Raw genomic sequence first — 15579 nt, forward strand, 5'->3', positions numbered from 1 at the left:
CACTTCCTGCACTTCACCCTGTAGGTGTCCATCTTGATGAAGCCCATTTTCGTGCCGAGATCGAGCGTCCGCCATACCCTCTGTTCCCGGCCGTTGTCGTAGAGTTTCCCTTTTCGCCCGCAACAGCCGCACCTGCTGGCGTTGCCCTTGGTGAGTCTTACCGTGATGGTGACCGTGGTATCGGTTTGTTCCTGCTTGACGACTGAACAGCCGTTGACATTGAAGATGGATTTGTATAATTTTGACATGGGCTTTTTCTTCTGTTTTTTTTGGCGATTAAATTTTAGAAAATAGCCCATTTTTTGTTTAATTTAGGCGAAAGTCAACAAAAAAGGGTGGCGAAGCCACCCACACATGTTGATGAAGAGCCATATTTTTTACGATTTATTCTTCAAGGGCGTTACAAATACCAAGGACGAAGAAGATGAACAGGTAGACGACAAGATTTCCCTGGAAAACAATTCTGACCCCAACATCATCATCGTAGATATCGACGAACCCTCCCTGGCAAAGCTTGGCCCTTATAACGAATGGGACCGTTCCATCCACGCCAACGTGGTCCGCCACCTGAACGAAGGCGGCGCTTCGGCCATCGGCTTTGATATCTTGCTAAAAAGTGCAGACTTTGGATCCAAGAAGGCAGGACAGGTAAACACCCTCCTATCAAACATTAGCCCCAAAAGCAACTGGGATTCCCTAAAGCCTAGCATCAGGGCTTTCTTCAACTACGATTCCATGCTGGTCGCAGCCATCAAGGCTGGCGGCAACTCCATCGTATGCGACATGTTCGATGACGCCAAATCCTACAAGCACGAATCCCAGTGGCGCCCCCTCAGTTCCAAGGAACGTGCCGACGAAGTTGGATATAGTTCGGTATTCCGCAACGACCAGATTGACAAAATTGACCAGGTAGAACCCAAGGAACTGCTAGACAATATTTTCCCGGAACTGGCCCAGGCAGGAACCAAGCTAGGATCCGTGAACGCCTATCCGGACCTTGATGGCGTTGTTCGCCGAGTCTCCATGCTGTACCGCTTCCCCAGTCCGGAACTCTATCCCGACGACACCAGCATGGTTTACTCCACCATGTCGCTGATGACCATCCTCCATCTATTCGGTCAAAAACCCGAAAACGTCCAGATCAAGATGGGGCAATACATCGATCTAGGCAAGCCCTTTGGCATCTACCGCGATTCTGCAGGTATATACCACACCACCTACCCCAACTTCAGCTACCCCATGTTCCTGGCGTTGCACAGCGCCCTAGCCGATGCAGATTTCCAGAAAAAGGCTGCCAAGGACTTTATCGACATTTCGTCCAAGATTGTGGCCCGCAAGGATAGCCAGGGCCAGCTGACCTTCGAAATTTTTGAGGGCCAGTACCTGAACGAAAGACTTTCCCAGGAACTGCTGAACATCTCAGAAGAAACCTTGGCCATGGTCAAGGAAGACGCCCCCGTAAACCTGAACTACGGCATGACCCTGAGTTTCGATGACGAAGACAATTCCGGAAACCGATTCATTTTAAACGACCCCGAAGAAGGCGACGACATTATCATCAACAGATACATCGTCAAGACAATCCAGTACTTCCAGGACTCCATTCAGCGGATTCCCGCAAACAGGTCCATTCACCTTTCCATGGATATGGACATCCGATATGACAGGTCTACCAAAAAGTGGAAATCCAATCAGCTAATCCTGTCCGACGAAGTCATCCGCGACATCAAGCTTACAGAAAATCTGGCCATCAAGAACCTCGCCCCCGGCGAAGAAATGCGTTTCGGCCCCGTCAAGCGAGTTCCAATCGACAAATTCGGCCGTTACCAGGTCAACTACAAAGGCCATTACAAAACAACAGTGGGCCAGAGGACCTTCCAGCACCTTTCCTATTATGACGTATCCAACGGCCGTGTCGACCCCTCACTTTACCAGGGAAAAATTTTCATCCTGGGTTCTGCCGCGGCGGCCCTATTCGACTTTGTGTCCGGCCCCCACGAAGAAAACTATCCCGCCGTGCTGATCCATGCCACCATCATCAAGAACATTCTGGATGGGGACTACGTCACTACCCTCAGCGAACACAAGCAGCAGATTATCGTCTTGCTTCTTGCCGTATTCAGCCTGTTAATCGGCCTTTGCTTCAAGAGCAACATTTCTGTGCCGATTTCCTTGCTGTCAATGATTATCTACACCTACGTCGCCTACAATTTCTTTGACCACGGGCTTTACATCGGTGTATCGAGACCTCTATCGACCATGCTGCTCATCAACATTACCACGCTGGTGGTGCAGTTCTATTTCGAAAACAAGGAAAAACGATTCATCAACGATGCGTTCAAGCAGTACATCTCTCCGGCACTGATCGACGCCATGGTGAACAACGAAATTATGCCCACCCTCGGTGGTGAAAAGTCTAACATTACCGCCTACTTTACCGACATCGCCAGTTTCTCCACCTTCTCCGAAAAGATTGGCGACCCGCGAAAACTAGTTGATTTGCTGAACGAATACCTGACCGCCATGACCGACACGCTCCTTCAGAACGAAGGCACTCTGGACAAGTATGAAGGTGACGCCATTATCGCATTCTTCGGAGCGCCCATGCCTCTAGAAAACCACGCCCAGAGCGCCTGCGATACAGCCGTGGACATGCAGCGCAAACTGAAGATGCTCCGTAAGAAATGGGCCAGCGAAGGAAACAAGTGGCCAAAGATCGTCCATGACATGCACATGAGAATCGGTATCAATTCCGGCGACATCGTTACCGGCAATATGGGATCTACCATGCGTAAGAACTACACCATGATGGGTGACGCCGTGAACCTGGCCGCCCGTCTAGAAAGTGCAGCCAAGCAGTACGGAGCCTACATTCAAATCAGCGAAGATACCGAACAGCAGCTGGACAAGTCCAGATTCATCTACCGTTCGCTGGATACAATCCGCGTTGTGGGTAAGAGTCTGCCTGTAAAGACTTTCGAACTGCTGGAACACGTCGGTTGCGAAAACGAAAGCCAACTGCAGCAATTGGTAAAGCTCTGGGAAGAAGCCCGCCAATATTACCTAGCCATGAAATGGGACACCGCCCTGCAGATGTTCAATATGTGTCTAGAACTGGAGCCCCACCACCCAGACCGCGACCCGGGAAGCAAGACCACCCCCTCCCACGTGTACATCGAACGTTGCATTGCCTACAAGCAGCACCCCCCTGTCACCGAAGGCGAAGAATGGGACGGCGTATTTACAGCAACAGAGAAGTAAACGTCTAGGCTTAGCGCATTCCCATTATGCATAAAAAGACCCCGGTTAAAACCGAGGTCTTTTTTTTGAAAGTTCGAGTTACCGGCGCAGCCGGATTCCTGACTAATTCAATTCAATATTATCAATGAGGCGGGTCTTGCCGAAGAAGGCAGCAACCAGGATGACAACCTTATCTTCGGGAGCCAGCATTCCTGCAGAGAACTTCTGCAGAGTCTTCTGGTTCACCACTTCTACGAACTGCACGGTACCGCGAGCGGCCAAGATGGACTTCAGGACAAAGTCACGAAGCTTAGCAACGCTACGTTCACCAGCATCGAAAGCGTCCTTAGCCTGCTTCAAGCCACCGCTAATACCCAGTGCGCGAGCCTTTTCTTCTTCGCTCAGGTATTCGTTACGGCTAGAAAGAGCCAAGCCGGATTCTTCACGGACAATCTTCACACGGTGAATCTGGATATCGAAGTTCAGATCCTTCACCATGCGTTCAATCAGGAACACCTGCTGATAATCCTTTTCGCCAAAGTAGGCGTGATGGGCACCGGAAATCAGGAACAGCTTGGAAACCACGGTGAGCACGCCACGGAAATGGCCCGGACGGTAGGCACCGCAATACATGCTTTCCAAAGTTTCGTCGCGGACCATGGTCAAAGGATCGCCATCCGGATACATTTCTGCAACGGAGGGTGCGAACACATAGTCGGCACCGATAGATTCGGCCAGCTTGGCGTCAGCTTCGAGACGCTTGGGATACTTGTCCAAGTCCTCGTTCTTGCCAAACTGGATGGGATTCAAAAATACACTGACAACCGTTACGTCGCAATCCTTGACCGAAGCCTTGATCAAGGCTCCGTGACCGTCGTGCAGAGCGCCCATGGTGGGCACAAGACCAATAGTCTTGCCCTGCTGAGCCAACGGCTTCAGGGTTTTACGTAGAACATCGATTGAAGTGATGACTTGCATTATTTACCTTCTGGAACAAAATAAGTCGTTTGCCTGGGGCATTCTGCGATAGCATTCAGCACCAGCTGTAGGTGGGATTCGTTATGTACAAAATCGATATTGTCGGTATTGATGATCAACACCGGAGCATAGGGATAATTCCAAAAGAACTGATCATACCGGTCCATCAGGGACTGGAGGTATGACCCCTCGATGGTCTTTTCCATGGGGCGACCACGACCCTTAATTCGGTTTAGCAAGGTAGGTACGCTGGCCTGCAGGTAGACCACCAGATCAGGGCGGGGAATGTCCCTATTCAAGGCCATGGCCACCTGTTCGTACATGGTAAACTCGCTATCCGTCAAATTCTGCGCAGCAAAAATCGGATCCTTTTCGTAAGTGTAGTCACTGACCCGCAGTTCATGGAACATATCGCTCTGCATGGCGCTATTCTGCAATTGCTTGTGACGTTCCAGCAAGAAGAACAATTGTGTCTGGAAGGCGTAAGCCGACTTGTTCTGGTAGAACTTTTCCAAAAACGGGTTTTCGGCAAAATTTTCCTCGATGAACATGGCATTCCACCTCTCCGAAATAATCTTCGCGAGAGTAGACTTTCCCACACCGATAACGCCTTCGATGGCCAGGAAATGCACACCTTTTTCTACTAGCATATTACGCTTCCTCCGAGGTGACTACGCGGAAAGGAATTTTCTCCTCTTTCAGGAGAAGTCTCGTCAGAAGGTCAGAAACCTTGGAATCCATCTGGGGATCCACCCACTCCGGGGCAATATCATTCAAGGGAACCAACACGAACTGGCGGTTAACAATCTGCGGGTGAGGCAATGTAGGAATTCCCCGGCTCACCTCGTTTCCAAAGTAGAGCAAGTCAAGGTCAATTTCCCTGGAATTCCAGTGCCCACGGTACTTACGTCCCAAAATGAACTCTGAACCTTTCAGATAATTCAGCAAACGTTCCGACGTTCCCGAATACCAGAACGAGACAACCTGATTCAGGTAGGGACCCTGCCCCTCCGGACCAACCGGCGGAGTTTCATAAATCGGGCTTTCTTTCCAGCCACCCTTAGACACCTTGCGGAGCATATCGCGCCCCTCACTCAGGTGAGCGGAACGATTGGGCAAATTGGACCCCAGGGCAACAAATACACGTTCTAGTGAATTCACGCTGGTAAATATAACTATTCAAATTGTCACTAAGTTGACACCCCCATTTTTTCGGCACCCCCAAAAAGTTTTTTTATAAAATCTGACCTTTTTTATGACAATCCCCATATAATTAATTATAATTAGCGACGTTCGGTCGACATTCGGCCGCATTCATATTTTTTTTCAAATTTTTCATATCGAAAATTATTCATCCGTCCATTTTGGGAATAATCCAAATACTGCAGATGAATAAAGTCGCATTTTAATACGTCAATTCTTATTTAATAGGACACAATCGTGGCTCCCATCAAAAAAACGACTAAAAGTACCCACTTGGCCGACCAAGAATCCACAGGCATGGAAGTTCCTGCCGAACTCCGCGAAGGCATTGAACTCCCCGTCCAGGCAGAACCGGCTCCCGAAGGAAAACCCGCAAAGCGGGCTCCTCGAGCAAAGGCAGCAAAGAATGACGATGAGAAAAAAGCAAACAGGAAAGTCGAACGGATAAAGGAAAAGAACAACGTTCAGGAAGTTTCCGCCGAAAAGCAGGCCGACACAGCACCCGTTGAAACAGCGAAGGCCGAAAACGAACCGGCAGCCGTTCCCGCAGAAATTAGCGCAGTTCCCGCAGCAGAAACCGCTCCCGCAACGGATTCCGCACAGAATGCAGATGGTCAGCAGGCAGAAACTCAGGCCACCGCAGATCCTAGCGCAGCCCAGGACGGCACCTCCGAAAACGCATCTGCAGACGGTCAGCAGAGACCCCAGCAGAAAGAACGCTTCAACAAGTACGACAAGAAGAACAAGTTTAACAAGTTCGACAAGAACAACCGCAACAACAATAACAACAACCGCCCCCAGCAGCAGGAAGAACAGGAAGACACCGTGCCGATGCCGGATCCGGATTCCGAAGCCTGGTGCAAGGCTCGCGATTGCTGGGCCAAGTACCGCAAGATGACCATGAGCGACTTGCAGGAACTGGCAAGCCAGAAAGAAAATCTGGACTTCCGCCGTTACCGCAAGCAGTCCCTGGGCCTTCTGCTCCAGAGCCTGGAAAACGAAAACAACATCGTTTACGCCGAAGGCCTTTTGGAAGTCACCCCGCAGGGTCACGGTTTCCTCCGCAATACCGAATTCAACTACCAGCAGGGTCCCGATGACGTTTATGTGAGCCAGAACTTGATTCGCCGTTTCGGCCTGAAGGTTGGCGACACCGTTGCAGGTCTTGCACGCCCCCCCCGCGATGGCGACAAGTTCTATGCCCTCCGCCGCGTAGACAAGGTCAACTTTGACGATCCCGAAAAGATCAAGCGCCGCGTAGCATTTGAATACCTGACTCCCATCCATCCTAACGAAAAGATCAACCTGGAATGGGACCAGGACGAACTGACCACCCGCGTCATGGATTTGTTCAGCCCCATCGGTAAGGGTCAGCGTTCCATTATCCTGGCACCTCCCCGTACCGGTAAGACAATCCTCCTGCAGAACATGACCCGCGCCATTGCAGCAAACCATCCTGAATGCATCATCATGGTGTTGCTCATTGACGAACGTCCCGAAGAAGTGACGGAAATGCGCGAAATCGTAGGCAAGCTGGTAGAAAAGAACCCCGCCCTCAAGGCAGAAGTCGTTGCATCCACTTTCGACGAACCTCCTGACCATCACGCCCGCGTGGCCACCATGGTCCTGGAAAAGGCCAAGCGCCTGGTGGAACAGCAGAAGGATGTGGTTGTGCTTCTGGACTCCATTACCCGCTTTGCACGCGCCAACAACGTAGTGATTCCCCACTCCGGCAAGATTCTTTCTGGCGGTGTGGACGCCATGGCCATGCAGTTCCCCAAGAAGTTCTTTGGTGCCGCCCGTAAGATTGCCGACAAGCTTGGCGATTTCCAGAAGGACACCAACGGTCAGATGATTTACACCTCCGCAGGTGAACCCGTTCGTGAAGTCATCCAGAAGAACGGCTCCCTTACCATTATCGGAACCGCCCTGATCGAAACCGGCAGCCGCATGGACGAAGTGATCTTTGAAGAATTCAAGGGCACAGGTAACATGGAACTGGTTCTGGACCGTCGCCTTGCCGAAAAGCGCACCTGGCCCGCTATCGATATCTTTAAGTCCGGCACCCGTAAGGAAGACCGTCTGCTTTCTCTGTACGAACAGAACATCCTCTGGAGCGTTCGTCAAAGCATGCAGAACGATACCGAAAACGGCATTATGGACAAGCTAATCAAGTGGATGAAGCAGTATAAGAGCAATGCCGACCTGCTGGAATTCCTCCGCAAGGCCAAGGACAGCGTGAGGTAAAAATCAACGAAGTTGATTTTTACCTAATTATGAATTATAAAGTACGAATTACTAAAATTAGCTAGGCGGCAGAGCCGCGATTATTCGTCTCGTAATTCATAATTCGTAATTTATAACTGAAAATTTTCACTTTTTTAAAAACAACGAACTATGGTTAATAAAATTTTCTTCGCTGGCACCGGCAACATGGGCGGTGCAATTCTCCGCGGCCTTCTTCAGGCCGGAAATGATCCCAAGTCCATTTTCTTCTTCGATCCCAGCGACAAGGCTGCCGCAGAAGTTTCTGCACTGGGTTGCGTCCGCGTAGCAAGCTTCGCAGAAGGCGTCAACAACGCCGATGTCACCTTCCTTTGCGTAAAGCCCCAGATCTTTAAGCTGGTCAGCGCCGAATGGAAGGCAGCAGCCGACGCCATCGCAAACGAAAAGACCTTCATCAGCATTATGGCTGGCGTTACCCGCGCCGCCCTGACCGACGTTCTTGGCGCAAAGAACCAGGTTCTCCGCGTCATGCCCAACCTGCCCCTCACTGTGGGCAAGGGTTCCGTAGGTCTCGCTACCGACGGCGTTACCGAGGCCACCCTCGCTACCGCAGAAAAGATTTTCGGCAACATCGGCGTTACCTGCCGCGTAGCAGAAAGCCTGATGGATGCAGTGACCGGTCTTTCCGGCAGTGCTCCCGCATACGTCTTCGAATTCATTGAAGCATTGACCCGCGGTGGCGTAAAGGCCGGCCTTACCCGCGATGTCGCCTTGAAGCTGGCCCTCGGCACCATCGAAGGCAGCGTCGAACTGGTGAAGCAGTCCGGCAAGAGCCCCAGCGACTTGTGCGCCATGGTCTGCTCTCCCGCAGGCACCACCATCGCAGGCATCAACGCCCTGGAAGAAGGCGCATTCCGCAGCACCGTCATGAAGGCTGTGGTTGCAGGCACCGAACGCAGCAAGGAACTGGGCAAGTAAAGTTTAAAGGATAAAGGATAAAGGATAAAGGTTAAAGGTAAGAGTTTAAAGCGAGTTTCTTTCTACTTTAAGCTCTACGCTTTACGCTAAATCATGCTCATCGATTTTTTCACCCAGGAGACTCCGACGTCCTCGTTCATCCAGGACGTTTTCTCCACGGTGAATTACGATGTCAACCTGCACATTACCGACACCTACGCGGGTGCGGATTTTCTTTTAAAGTCCGTCGACAAATTAAGCCCCCTCGTCATCTGGGATCTGGATTCCTTTAGCGACAACTTACAGGCACTGACCCACATTCGCGAAAAGAATCCGGACACATTGATTCTTGTTTATGGGGAATCGCTGGACAGGTACAGCGAACTTTCCAATAAACTGTATGATATCATCCTATCTGTCGAAGCCATAAAGCTTCATCTGATGAGCAAGATTTCCAAACTAAAGGAAATCTACAACGCCCGCAAAGTCTTTAGCGAACGCATGAGCCATCTGGTAGGAAACAGCGACGCCATGCAAAAGCTGCGCAAATCCGTAGAACGCGCCATTATCCACACCGGCCCCGTACTGATCCAGGGCGAAACCGGCGTCGGTAAGGAACTGATTGCCCGAGCCGTCTCCTGCGTCTACGACAAGTTCGTAACGGTCAACTGCAGCGCCATTCCCGACAACCTTTTTGAAAGCGAACTGTTCGGCCACACCCGCGGAGCCTTTACCGGCGCCCAGAACGAACGCATCGGCCTTTTCGAAGCCGCCGATGGAGGCGCCATCTTCCTAGACGAAATTGGCGATATGCCGTTGCACACCCAGGTCAAACTGCTGCGAGTGCTGCAGAACAAGGAAATCCGCCCCATCGGAGCCAACAAGACAAAGCATATCGACGTGCGATTCATCGCGGCAACCAATCGCGACCTAAAGGAAGCCGTCCGCAACAAGACTTTCCGCGAAGACCTTTACTACCGTCTCAGCGTCATCCCCCTCAAGATATCACCCCTCCGCGAACGCCGCGAAGATATCGAGGATCTGGCCAGCTATTTCATCCAGCAGTATCAGGCCCCCGGCGAGCAGTTCACCCTTTCCAGGGCCGCCCTGGAAAAACTGCAAAACCACCCCTGGCCCGGCAACATCCGCGAACTGGAAAACGTCATCCAGCGAGCCCTCTGTTTCGCAACGTCCACCCTCATTTCTCCCGAAGATTTACAGTTGGACGAACCCCAGGATTTCCCCAAGATCCAGGATTTTCCCGCAGCCGAAACCTATGACGAATTCCGCGAAATGCAACTGGACCAGGAACGGGAATTCCTTAGGAACAAGATCCGCGAAAACAACGGTTCTGTACGCGCCACCGCCGAACAGCTGGGCCTATTGCGCACCGCCCTCTACAACCGTCTGAGCCACCTCGGCATCGATGTGAAAGATTTAAAATAATTAGAATCGCCGGATTCTAAAGCCCTTACGGCGAAGCAGTTCTATCACATTGTCTTCATCCAAGGCCAAGTGGGCAGCCCCGATTACCACAAATACATTTCTGTCTTCTTCAAGGAACTGCGCAATGGAGCCTGCCATCTTGGCATTGCGACTGGTATAAATTCGTTCTTCCAAGTCCGCCTTCATTTTCTTTTCGGACTCGGAATCACCTTCGCAATTACCGGATTTTTCGTCGCAGAATTCAGCATTCATTACAACACGAAGCAAAGAATCATTGCCAGTCTTCCAGGCACGCATCATTTGCGCCACCATAGAATCCAGCCCCGCAATTTCACGCAGGGTTGTCTTCAGATAGTAAACGCCCGCGGAATCCGACTGCGATTCATCGGAATCTTTCCCCGTTCCAGAAAGGGCACTCACCTGATCCTCGGCAGTTTCCAAGCCCACAATGGCCTTCCCATCGGTAGCGGCACGGTCCATCAGAACGACGTCAATTCCGTATTCCGCCTGGATGCCAGCCCGCTGAATGGCAACGGCGCTTAAAGTCGTGGCCGCAAACCAGGGGCGCAAACGCTGCAAGGCCATCACAGGAAAGTTCCAGGCCGCGCACAGGCTGTCCAGGGAATTCCAGACATTACGGGGCAGCACAGAATTCAAGGTCACCCCCGCAGGCAGCAAGCCGTCCTGCATCATCTTCGACGAAACTTCATTGCTGGTGGAATCGTCATTCAGATTAATTTCTACCGCCAGTTCCTCTGAAGCGACAAAGGCCGTTTCAATCACGGAATCCAGCGGATAAAAAGTCGAGTCCGCAAAATGAACGCTACCCAAAACCCACACGCTGGAATTTTCGTCGGAAACTTTCCAGAAGAAATGCTTCTCCCCGGCAGGCGCCTCAATTCCCTTTAGAGCCGGCGAAACGGAACTTTCTGCAGGAACTTCAGCGGACACCTCTGGGGCCTTGTTCCCGGCGCACCCCGCCAGAATAAATAAGCAGCCCAGAATAACGCACTTCAAAAAATTTGCATTCCCCATAAGCTATTCCCCCTTTGTCCAGTCCAGCAAGCCCCCGGCTCGCGCCCCTTCCCAATTTTCTACAGAAACGCTACGGTCCCCAACGACCATCACGCGCTGGCAATATTTTTCTGCAAAATCCAGGGAATGGGTCGACACCAAAATTCCCACGCCACGTTCCGCCGCAATAGTGCGCAGAGTCCTAAAAAGCTGATGGCTCCAGGGAATATCCAAAAACGCGTTAGGCTCATCCAACAACAAGACCTTCACCTGTTGGGCCAGGGCCATAGCCAAATACACGCGGCTCCGTTCGCCATCGCTCAGTTCGCAAACATAGCGGTCCCCAAAACCGGAAAGTTCCAAAAGTTCCAGGGATTCATCCACAATCTTCACGTCCTCGGCAGTACGGCCATCCAGAAAACCGCTGTAAGGCATGCGGCCGAGCCCCACGAATTCACGGACGGTCATCCGATCCGGAGCGGCCTTGCTAATGGAAATATAGGCGATCAGCTTTGCAAGATCCATAGTTTTTAGGGACTTCAGACAGGTCCCGCAAACCTTTATAGTTCCGCCCAGGGCGGGAATCCGACCGCACAAAGTTTTCAGCAAGGTACTCTTGCCGGAACCGTTGCGGCCCATCAGGGCCACCACTTCGCCAGGCTGCAGTTCAAAATTCAGGGGTGCCGCAAAACCAGAACCGCCATACCCAAAGCAAAGATTTTCACACTTCAGCAATTCCGCCATCAGCGCCCCCTCCCACCACGGATAATCACCCACAGCACCACGGGAACGCCCACCAGGCTAAGAACCGCATTCAAGGGCAAAGTCATGAAGAGGCTTGCGGCCAGGCAAAGCACAGCACCGCACAAGGCCGCCCCAGGAATCAGCACGCGATGGTTGCTGATTTTGAACAACATAAAAGCCAGGTGAGGAACCGCGATTCCAACGAAAGCCACCGGGCCGCAAAAAGCCGTGGCCGATGCCGCCAGGATGGAAGTTCCCAGCAGAACAAGACCGCGGCCCAAACGTACATTCACACCCAGACCTCGGGCAAAATCATCCCCCAGGCGCACGGCATTCAAGTACCGCATGGCACACACCACCAGCCCAAGTCCAACCGCCACCGCAGCCGCAAAAATCCAGACCCCGTCATAAGTTAGACGTCCAAAACTTCCCATGCCCCAGCTCACGTAAACCCGCAAGGATTCCGCATCGCTGTTCACGATCAAGAGGCTAATCACGGCGTCGATGAAGTACCCTACCAGCAGCCCCACCACAAGGAGCACCGTGGAATTTCTAAAGCGGGTAGACACCGCCATCACCAGGAACGTCACACCGAGAGCGCCCACCGCCGCAGCCCCCAGCACGCCAAAGTGTCCAAAGCTAAGACCTGCCAACAGTGAAAGGGCAACACCCAGACTAGCCCCGCTGCTAATACCCAGCACAAAAGGTCCCGCCAGCGGGTTACGGAATAAGGTCTGCAAAGCCAGGCCCGAAACCGCCAACGCCACACCAGACAGAACCGCCGCCACCAGTCGAGGGAAGCGGATTTCCCAGAAAATCTGGGCAGCCATATTCTGGTAGGGAACGTTCCTGAACCCCAGGTCCGACCAGCTGATGGAGGTTGAACCGGCGGTCAAGGTCAGGGCCGCAAAAAACAGAAAGAGCAGTGTTAGCACTACAAAGCCAACAACTGCTCTAGAAATTTTCGAAGAATTTCGGCTCATGGCGCTTGGCCCCAAACCGCAATTACTTTTTCTTCTTGCTGTTTTCGTATTCGCGCTTCATTTCGGCAGAGCCCTTTTCGTCGCGATTATAAACTTCGGGAGGAACGTTATCAAAGCCCTGCAGAGCGTTGAGCCAGTTATCGTTCAGGTCACGGAATTCCAGTTTGTTCAGGTTGTATTCAAGAGCACCATCGGTAATATCGAAGGTGATAAAGTCCCAACGGACCACCTTACGGTCGCTGAACACTTCGCGGCTGACCAGAGAACGGTCAGAATCAAAGCGGTAGCGGGCCTTGAACACATATTCACCAGTCATCTGATAACGACCGGAATCGGAATAAGTACGGGTAACACCGATCAAGGTATCGTTCATGCAGAAACGGAGTTCAGCATCGCGGAAGGCATGACCGTGAGCCACAATGGGAGTGCGCCACACGCCCACCAGCTTTTCCTTCATGGACTTCTGGAGAACGGTATCGATGTTCCAGTGGTCGAAGTTCTTTTTGTCGTACTTGGCGCGCTGGACGTACTTGCCTTCCTTGATCAGTCTGCGAACGCTATCGGCCTGAACCTTAGCGAGGCTATCAGAGTTACGGGGACCGACGGAGGGAACAGCATGATTCATGGAATCCAGTTTTGCCTGGATCATTTCATCAAGAGTCGAAGCGCCACGGGGAGCCGCCACCACCTGGGATTCAACCTTGGAGGGAACGGACTGAGCCATTGCCACTCCGGCAAAAGCCAGAGCCAACAGCGAAATAACAACGTGCTTATAAGAAGAAAATCTCATCACCGTTAAATGTAGTTAAAGCATAAGCAAAAAAGTTTAAAAAGGTGTAAAAAAAGGCTATCTTTGGCCCTATGCTAGACTATTCTCAAGTTCCATCCCCCTGTTTTGTCCTCGATGAGGCCCGTCTCCGCCGAAATATGGAAATTTTGGACGATATCCAGAAGAAAACCGGCGTAAAAATCATCTGCGCCCTGAAAGGTTATAGCTTTTGGCGTTCCTTCCCCCTGATCGGCGAATATCTAGCCGGGGCCACCGCCAGCAGCCTAAACGAGGCTAAACTGGCCAAGGAAGAAATGGGAAAGGAAGTCCACGTCTTCGCACCGGTGTATGACGACGACGAAATCGACGAAATTTTGAGCTGTGCAGGCCACATTACCTTTAACAGCTTCAGCCAGTGGCAACGATTCAAGGAAAAGACCCTGAAGGCAGGCGTTTCTGCAGGCATCCGCGTCAATCCCCAGTATTCCACCGTAGAAACCGACCTTTATAACCCCTGCGGCAAGTTCAGCCGCCTTGGAGTCACCGAAGCCGAGTTCAAACCGGAACTTCTGGACGGAATTGAAGGTCTCCATTTCCACGCCCTCTGCGAACAGGATGCAGACGCCCTGGAAGGCGTACTGAAGGCATTCGAACAGCACTTCGGCAAGTATCTGAACCAGATGAAATGGGTCAACTTCGGTGGTGGCCACCACATCACCCGCAAGGATTACCACCGCGATGAGCTGGTCCGCATCCTGAAGGACTTCATGGGACGTTACCCCCATCTGACTGTCATCATGGAACCAGGCGAAGCGGTCGGCTGGCAAACCGGCGAACTGGTAGCCACAGTCGGCGACATCGTCCACAACGAAATGGACATCGCCGTACTGAACGTCTCCATTAGCGCCCATATGCCCGACTGTCTGGAAATGCCCTACCGCCCTGCCGTTACCGGTTCCGCATTCCCCGGCGAAAAGCCCTACACCTATAAGCTGACCGGAAATTCCTGCCTGGCCGGCGACCAGTTGGGCGACTTCTCCTTCGACAAACCCCTGCAGGTCGGCGACCGAATCATCTTCGAAGACATGATCCACTATACCATGGTGAAGACCACATTCTTCAACGGTGTGCGCCACCCCAGCATAGGCAAGTTTGACGAACAAGGTAAGTTCCACCTGCTCCATAAGTTCACCTACCAGCAGTTCAAGGACAAGCTGTAGCAGGTATCAGGTCGCTCGCAAAGCTCGCTTTCAGGTTCGAGGTATGAGGGCGGGGCCTGCGGCTCCTTTTAGAAAGTAGACAGTAGGCAGTAAGCATTTTTTTGTCAGCGGCTCTTCCTACTTCCTACTAACTTCTAATAACCGTGCCAAAGGCGCCTTGTTCAGCCATGAGTATTCAGCTTTGAGCCATGAGTTATCATAACTGCGCCAAAGGCGCCTGACTTATTAACTCACAGCTCAAAACTCATCACTCACTGCTCATCGCTCAAAACTATTCACTCTTCACTGTTCACTATTATGAAGTTTACGTCAGAAGAAACCACTTATGCTTGGGCCGTGGAATTCGGCAAGTCCCTGAAACCAGGCGACAAGGTGGCCCTGTTCGGCAACCTGGGTGCAGGCAAGACGGTTATTAGCCGCGGAGTCTGCAAGGGTCTCGGATTCGAGGGCGCCGTATGCTCCCCCACCTACACCATCCTCCACGAATACCCCAACAATCCACCCATTTTCCATTTCGATCTTTACCGACTGGAAGGTGGTGCCGACCTGAACGAAGTGGGTCTGGATCCCGACTACCTGGAACAAGGTGTCAGCCTGATTGAATGGCCGGAACGTCTCGAAGAGAATGACCCGGGCATCACCCACGTGATCCGCATCGACATTCTCAACGAAACCGAACGGGAAATACACTTGGAAAAACGTTGAGGCAAAACCTCAAATAGACGGTCCTAAAAAATATTGTGGACATCAAAAAACACCGCATTTCATTGCGGTGTTTTTCAGTTCAGCAAACCTTTTG

14 protein-coding genes are annotated in these 15579 nt (G+C 51.9%); 6 read left to right on the forward strand and 8 right to left on the reverse strand.

The genetic code is table 11. The features are described 5' to 3' along the window. A partial coding sequence (locus MMG03_RS05175; protein ID WP_249505554.1) for a transposase family protein occupies positions 1-248 on the reverse strand: 248 nt, incomplete at its 3' end. Positions 249-354: 106 nt separating this feature from the next. Between MMG03_RS05175 and MMG03_RS05180 the strand changes: the two genes are divergently transcribed. Beyond that, positions 355-3261: an adenylate/guanylate cyclase domain-containing protein gene (locus tag MMG03_RS05180; RefSeq protein WP_249505796.1), complete on the forward strand. Its 2907-nt coding sequence runs from the start codon at positions 355-357 to the stop codon at positions 3259-3261. A 102-nt stretch (positions 3262-3363) separates the two neighbouring features. Here the strand turns inward: MMG03_RS05180 and panC are convergent, their stop codons facing one another. Genes panC through folK form a run of 3 tightly spaced genes read right to left on the reverse strand, consistent with a single transcriptional unit; the run spans position 3364 to position 5379 of the window. Further along, on the reverse strand, positions 3364-4218 hold the full coding sequence (gene panC, locus MMG03_RS05185) for a pantoate--beta-alanine ligase (protein WP_073158134.1): 855 nt from the start codon (positions 4216-4218) through the stop codon (positions 3364-3366). Further along, positions 4218-4868, reverse strand: a complete 651-nt coding sequence (locus MMG03_RS05190) for a deoxynucleoside kinase (RefSeq protein ID WP_073158131.1) — start codon at positions 4866-4868, stop codon at positions 4218-4220. Before MMG03_RS05190 ends, panC begins: the two co-directional genes overlap by 1 nt. Before the next feature lies 1 nt (position 4869). Then, positions 4870-5379: a 2-amino-4-hydroxy-6-hydroxymethyldihydropteridine diphosphokinase gene (gene folK / locus MMG03_RS05195; protein WP_073158128.1), complete on the reverse strand. Its 510-nt coding sequence runs from the start codon at positions 5377-5379 to the stop codon at positions 4870-4872. A 279-nt stretch (positions 5380-5658) separates the two neighbouring features. Between folK and rho the strand changes: the two genes are divergently transcribed. From rho to MMG03_RS05210, 3 genes are all read left to right on the forward strand, one after another. After that, positions 5659-7668: a transcription termination factor Rho gene (rho, locus tag MMG03_RS05200; protein ID WP_249505797.1), complete on the forward strand. Its 2010-nt coding sequence runs from the start codon at positions 5659-5661 to the stop codon at positions 7666-7668. Between the two features lie 150 nt (positions 7669-7818). Further along, on the forward strand, positions 7819-8625 hold the full coding sequence (proC, locus tag MMG03_RS05205) for a pyrroline-5-carboxylate reductase (RefSeq protein WP_073234876.1): 807 nt from the start codon (positions 7819-7821) through the stop codon (positions 8623-8625). Between the two features lie 93 nt (positions 8626-8718). Beyond that, positions 8719-10050, forward strand: a complete 1332-nt coding sequence (locus tag MMG03_RS05210; protein WP_249505798.1) for a sigma-54-dependent Fis family transcriptional regulator — start codon at positions 8719-8721, stop codon at positions 10048-10050. Here the strand turns inward: MMG03_RS05210 and MMG03_RS05215 are convergent, their stop codons facing one another. The 4 genes from MMG03_RS05215 to MMG03_RS05230 are packed head-to-tail and all read right to left on the reverse strand — an operon-like array spanning position 10051 to position 13581. Then, positions 10051-11085: a TraB/GumN family protein gene (locus MMG03_RS05215; protein ID WP_249505799.1), complete on the reverse strand. Its 1035-nt coding sequence runs from the start codon at positions 11083-11085 to the stop codon at positions 10051-10053. It lies immediately after the preceding gene. 3 nt (positions 11086-11088) lie between these two features. Continuing rightward, positions 11089-11808 (reverse strand): ABC transporter ATP-binding protein, encoded by a 720-nt coding sequence (locus MMG03_RS05220; protein WP_139258264.1) that lies wholly within the window; start codon positions 11806-11808, stop codon positions 11089-11091. Further along, positions 11808-12791 (reverse strand): iron ABC transporter permease, encoded by a 984-nt coding sequence (locus tag MMG03_RS05225; RefSeq protein WP_073158117.1) that lies wholly within the window; start codon positions 12789-12791, stop codon positions 11808-11810. Before MMG03_RS05225 ends, MMG03_RS05220 begins: the two co-directional genes overlap by 1 nt. Positions 12792-12813: 22 nt before the next feature. After that, positions 12814-13581, reverse strand: a complete 768-nt coding sequence (locus MMG03_RS05230; protein ID WP_073234867.1) for a hypothetical protein — start codon at positions 13579-13581, stop codon at positions 12814-12816. 71 nt (positions 13582-13652) lie between these two features. On the opposite strand from MMG03_RS05230, the gene nspC reads away from it, so the two are divergent. Both nspC and tsaE read left to right on the forward strand, forming a co-directional pair. Further along, positions 13653-14780 (forward strand): carboxynorspermidine decarboxylase, encoded by a 1128-nt coding sequence (nspC, locus tag MMG03_RS05235; RefSeq protein ID WP_073158112.1) that lies wholly within the window; start codon positions 13653-13655, stop codon positions 14778-14780. 297 nt (positions 14781-15077) lie between these two features. Then, a complete protein-coding gene (gene tsaE, locus MMG03_RS05240) occupies positions 15078-15485 on the forward strand; it encodes a tRNA (adenosine(37)-N6)-threonylcarbamoyltransferase complex ATPase subunit type 1 TsaE (protein ID WP_073158109.1) in 408 nt (135 codons plus the stop codon). Positions 15486-15579: the final 94 nt, after the last annotated feature.

The organism is Fibrobacter sp. HC4 (genome assembly GCF_023373925.1).
Lineage (GTDB): Bacteria > Fibrobacterota > Fibrobacteria > Fibrobacterales > Fibrobacteraceae > Fibrobacter.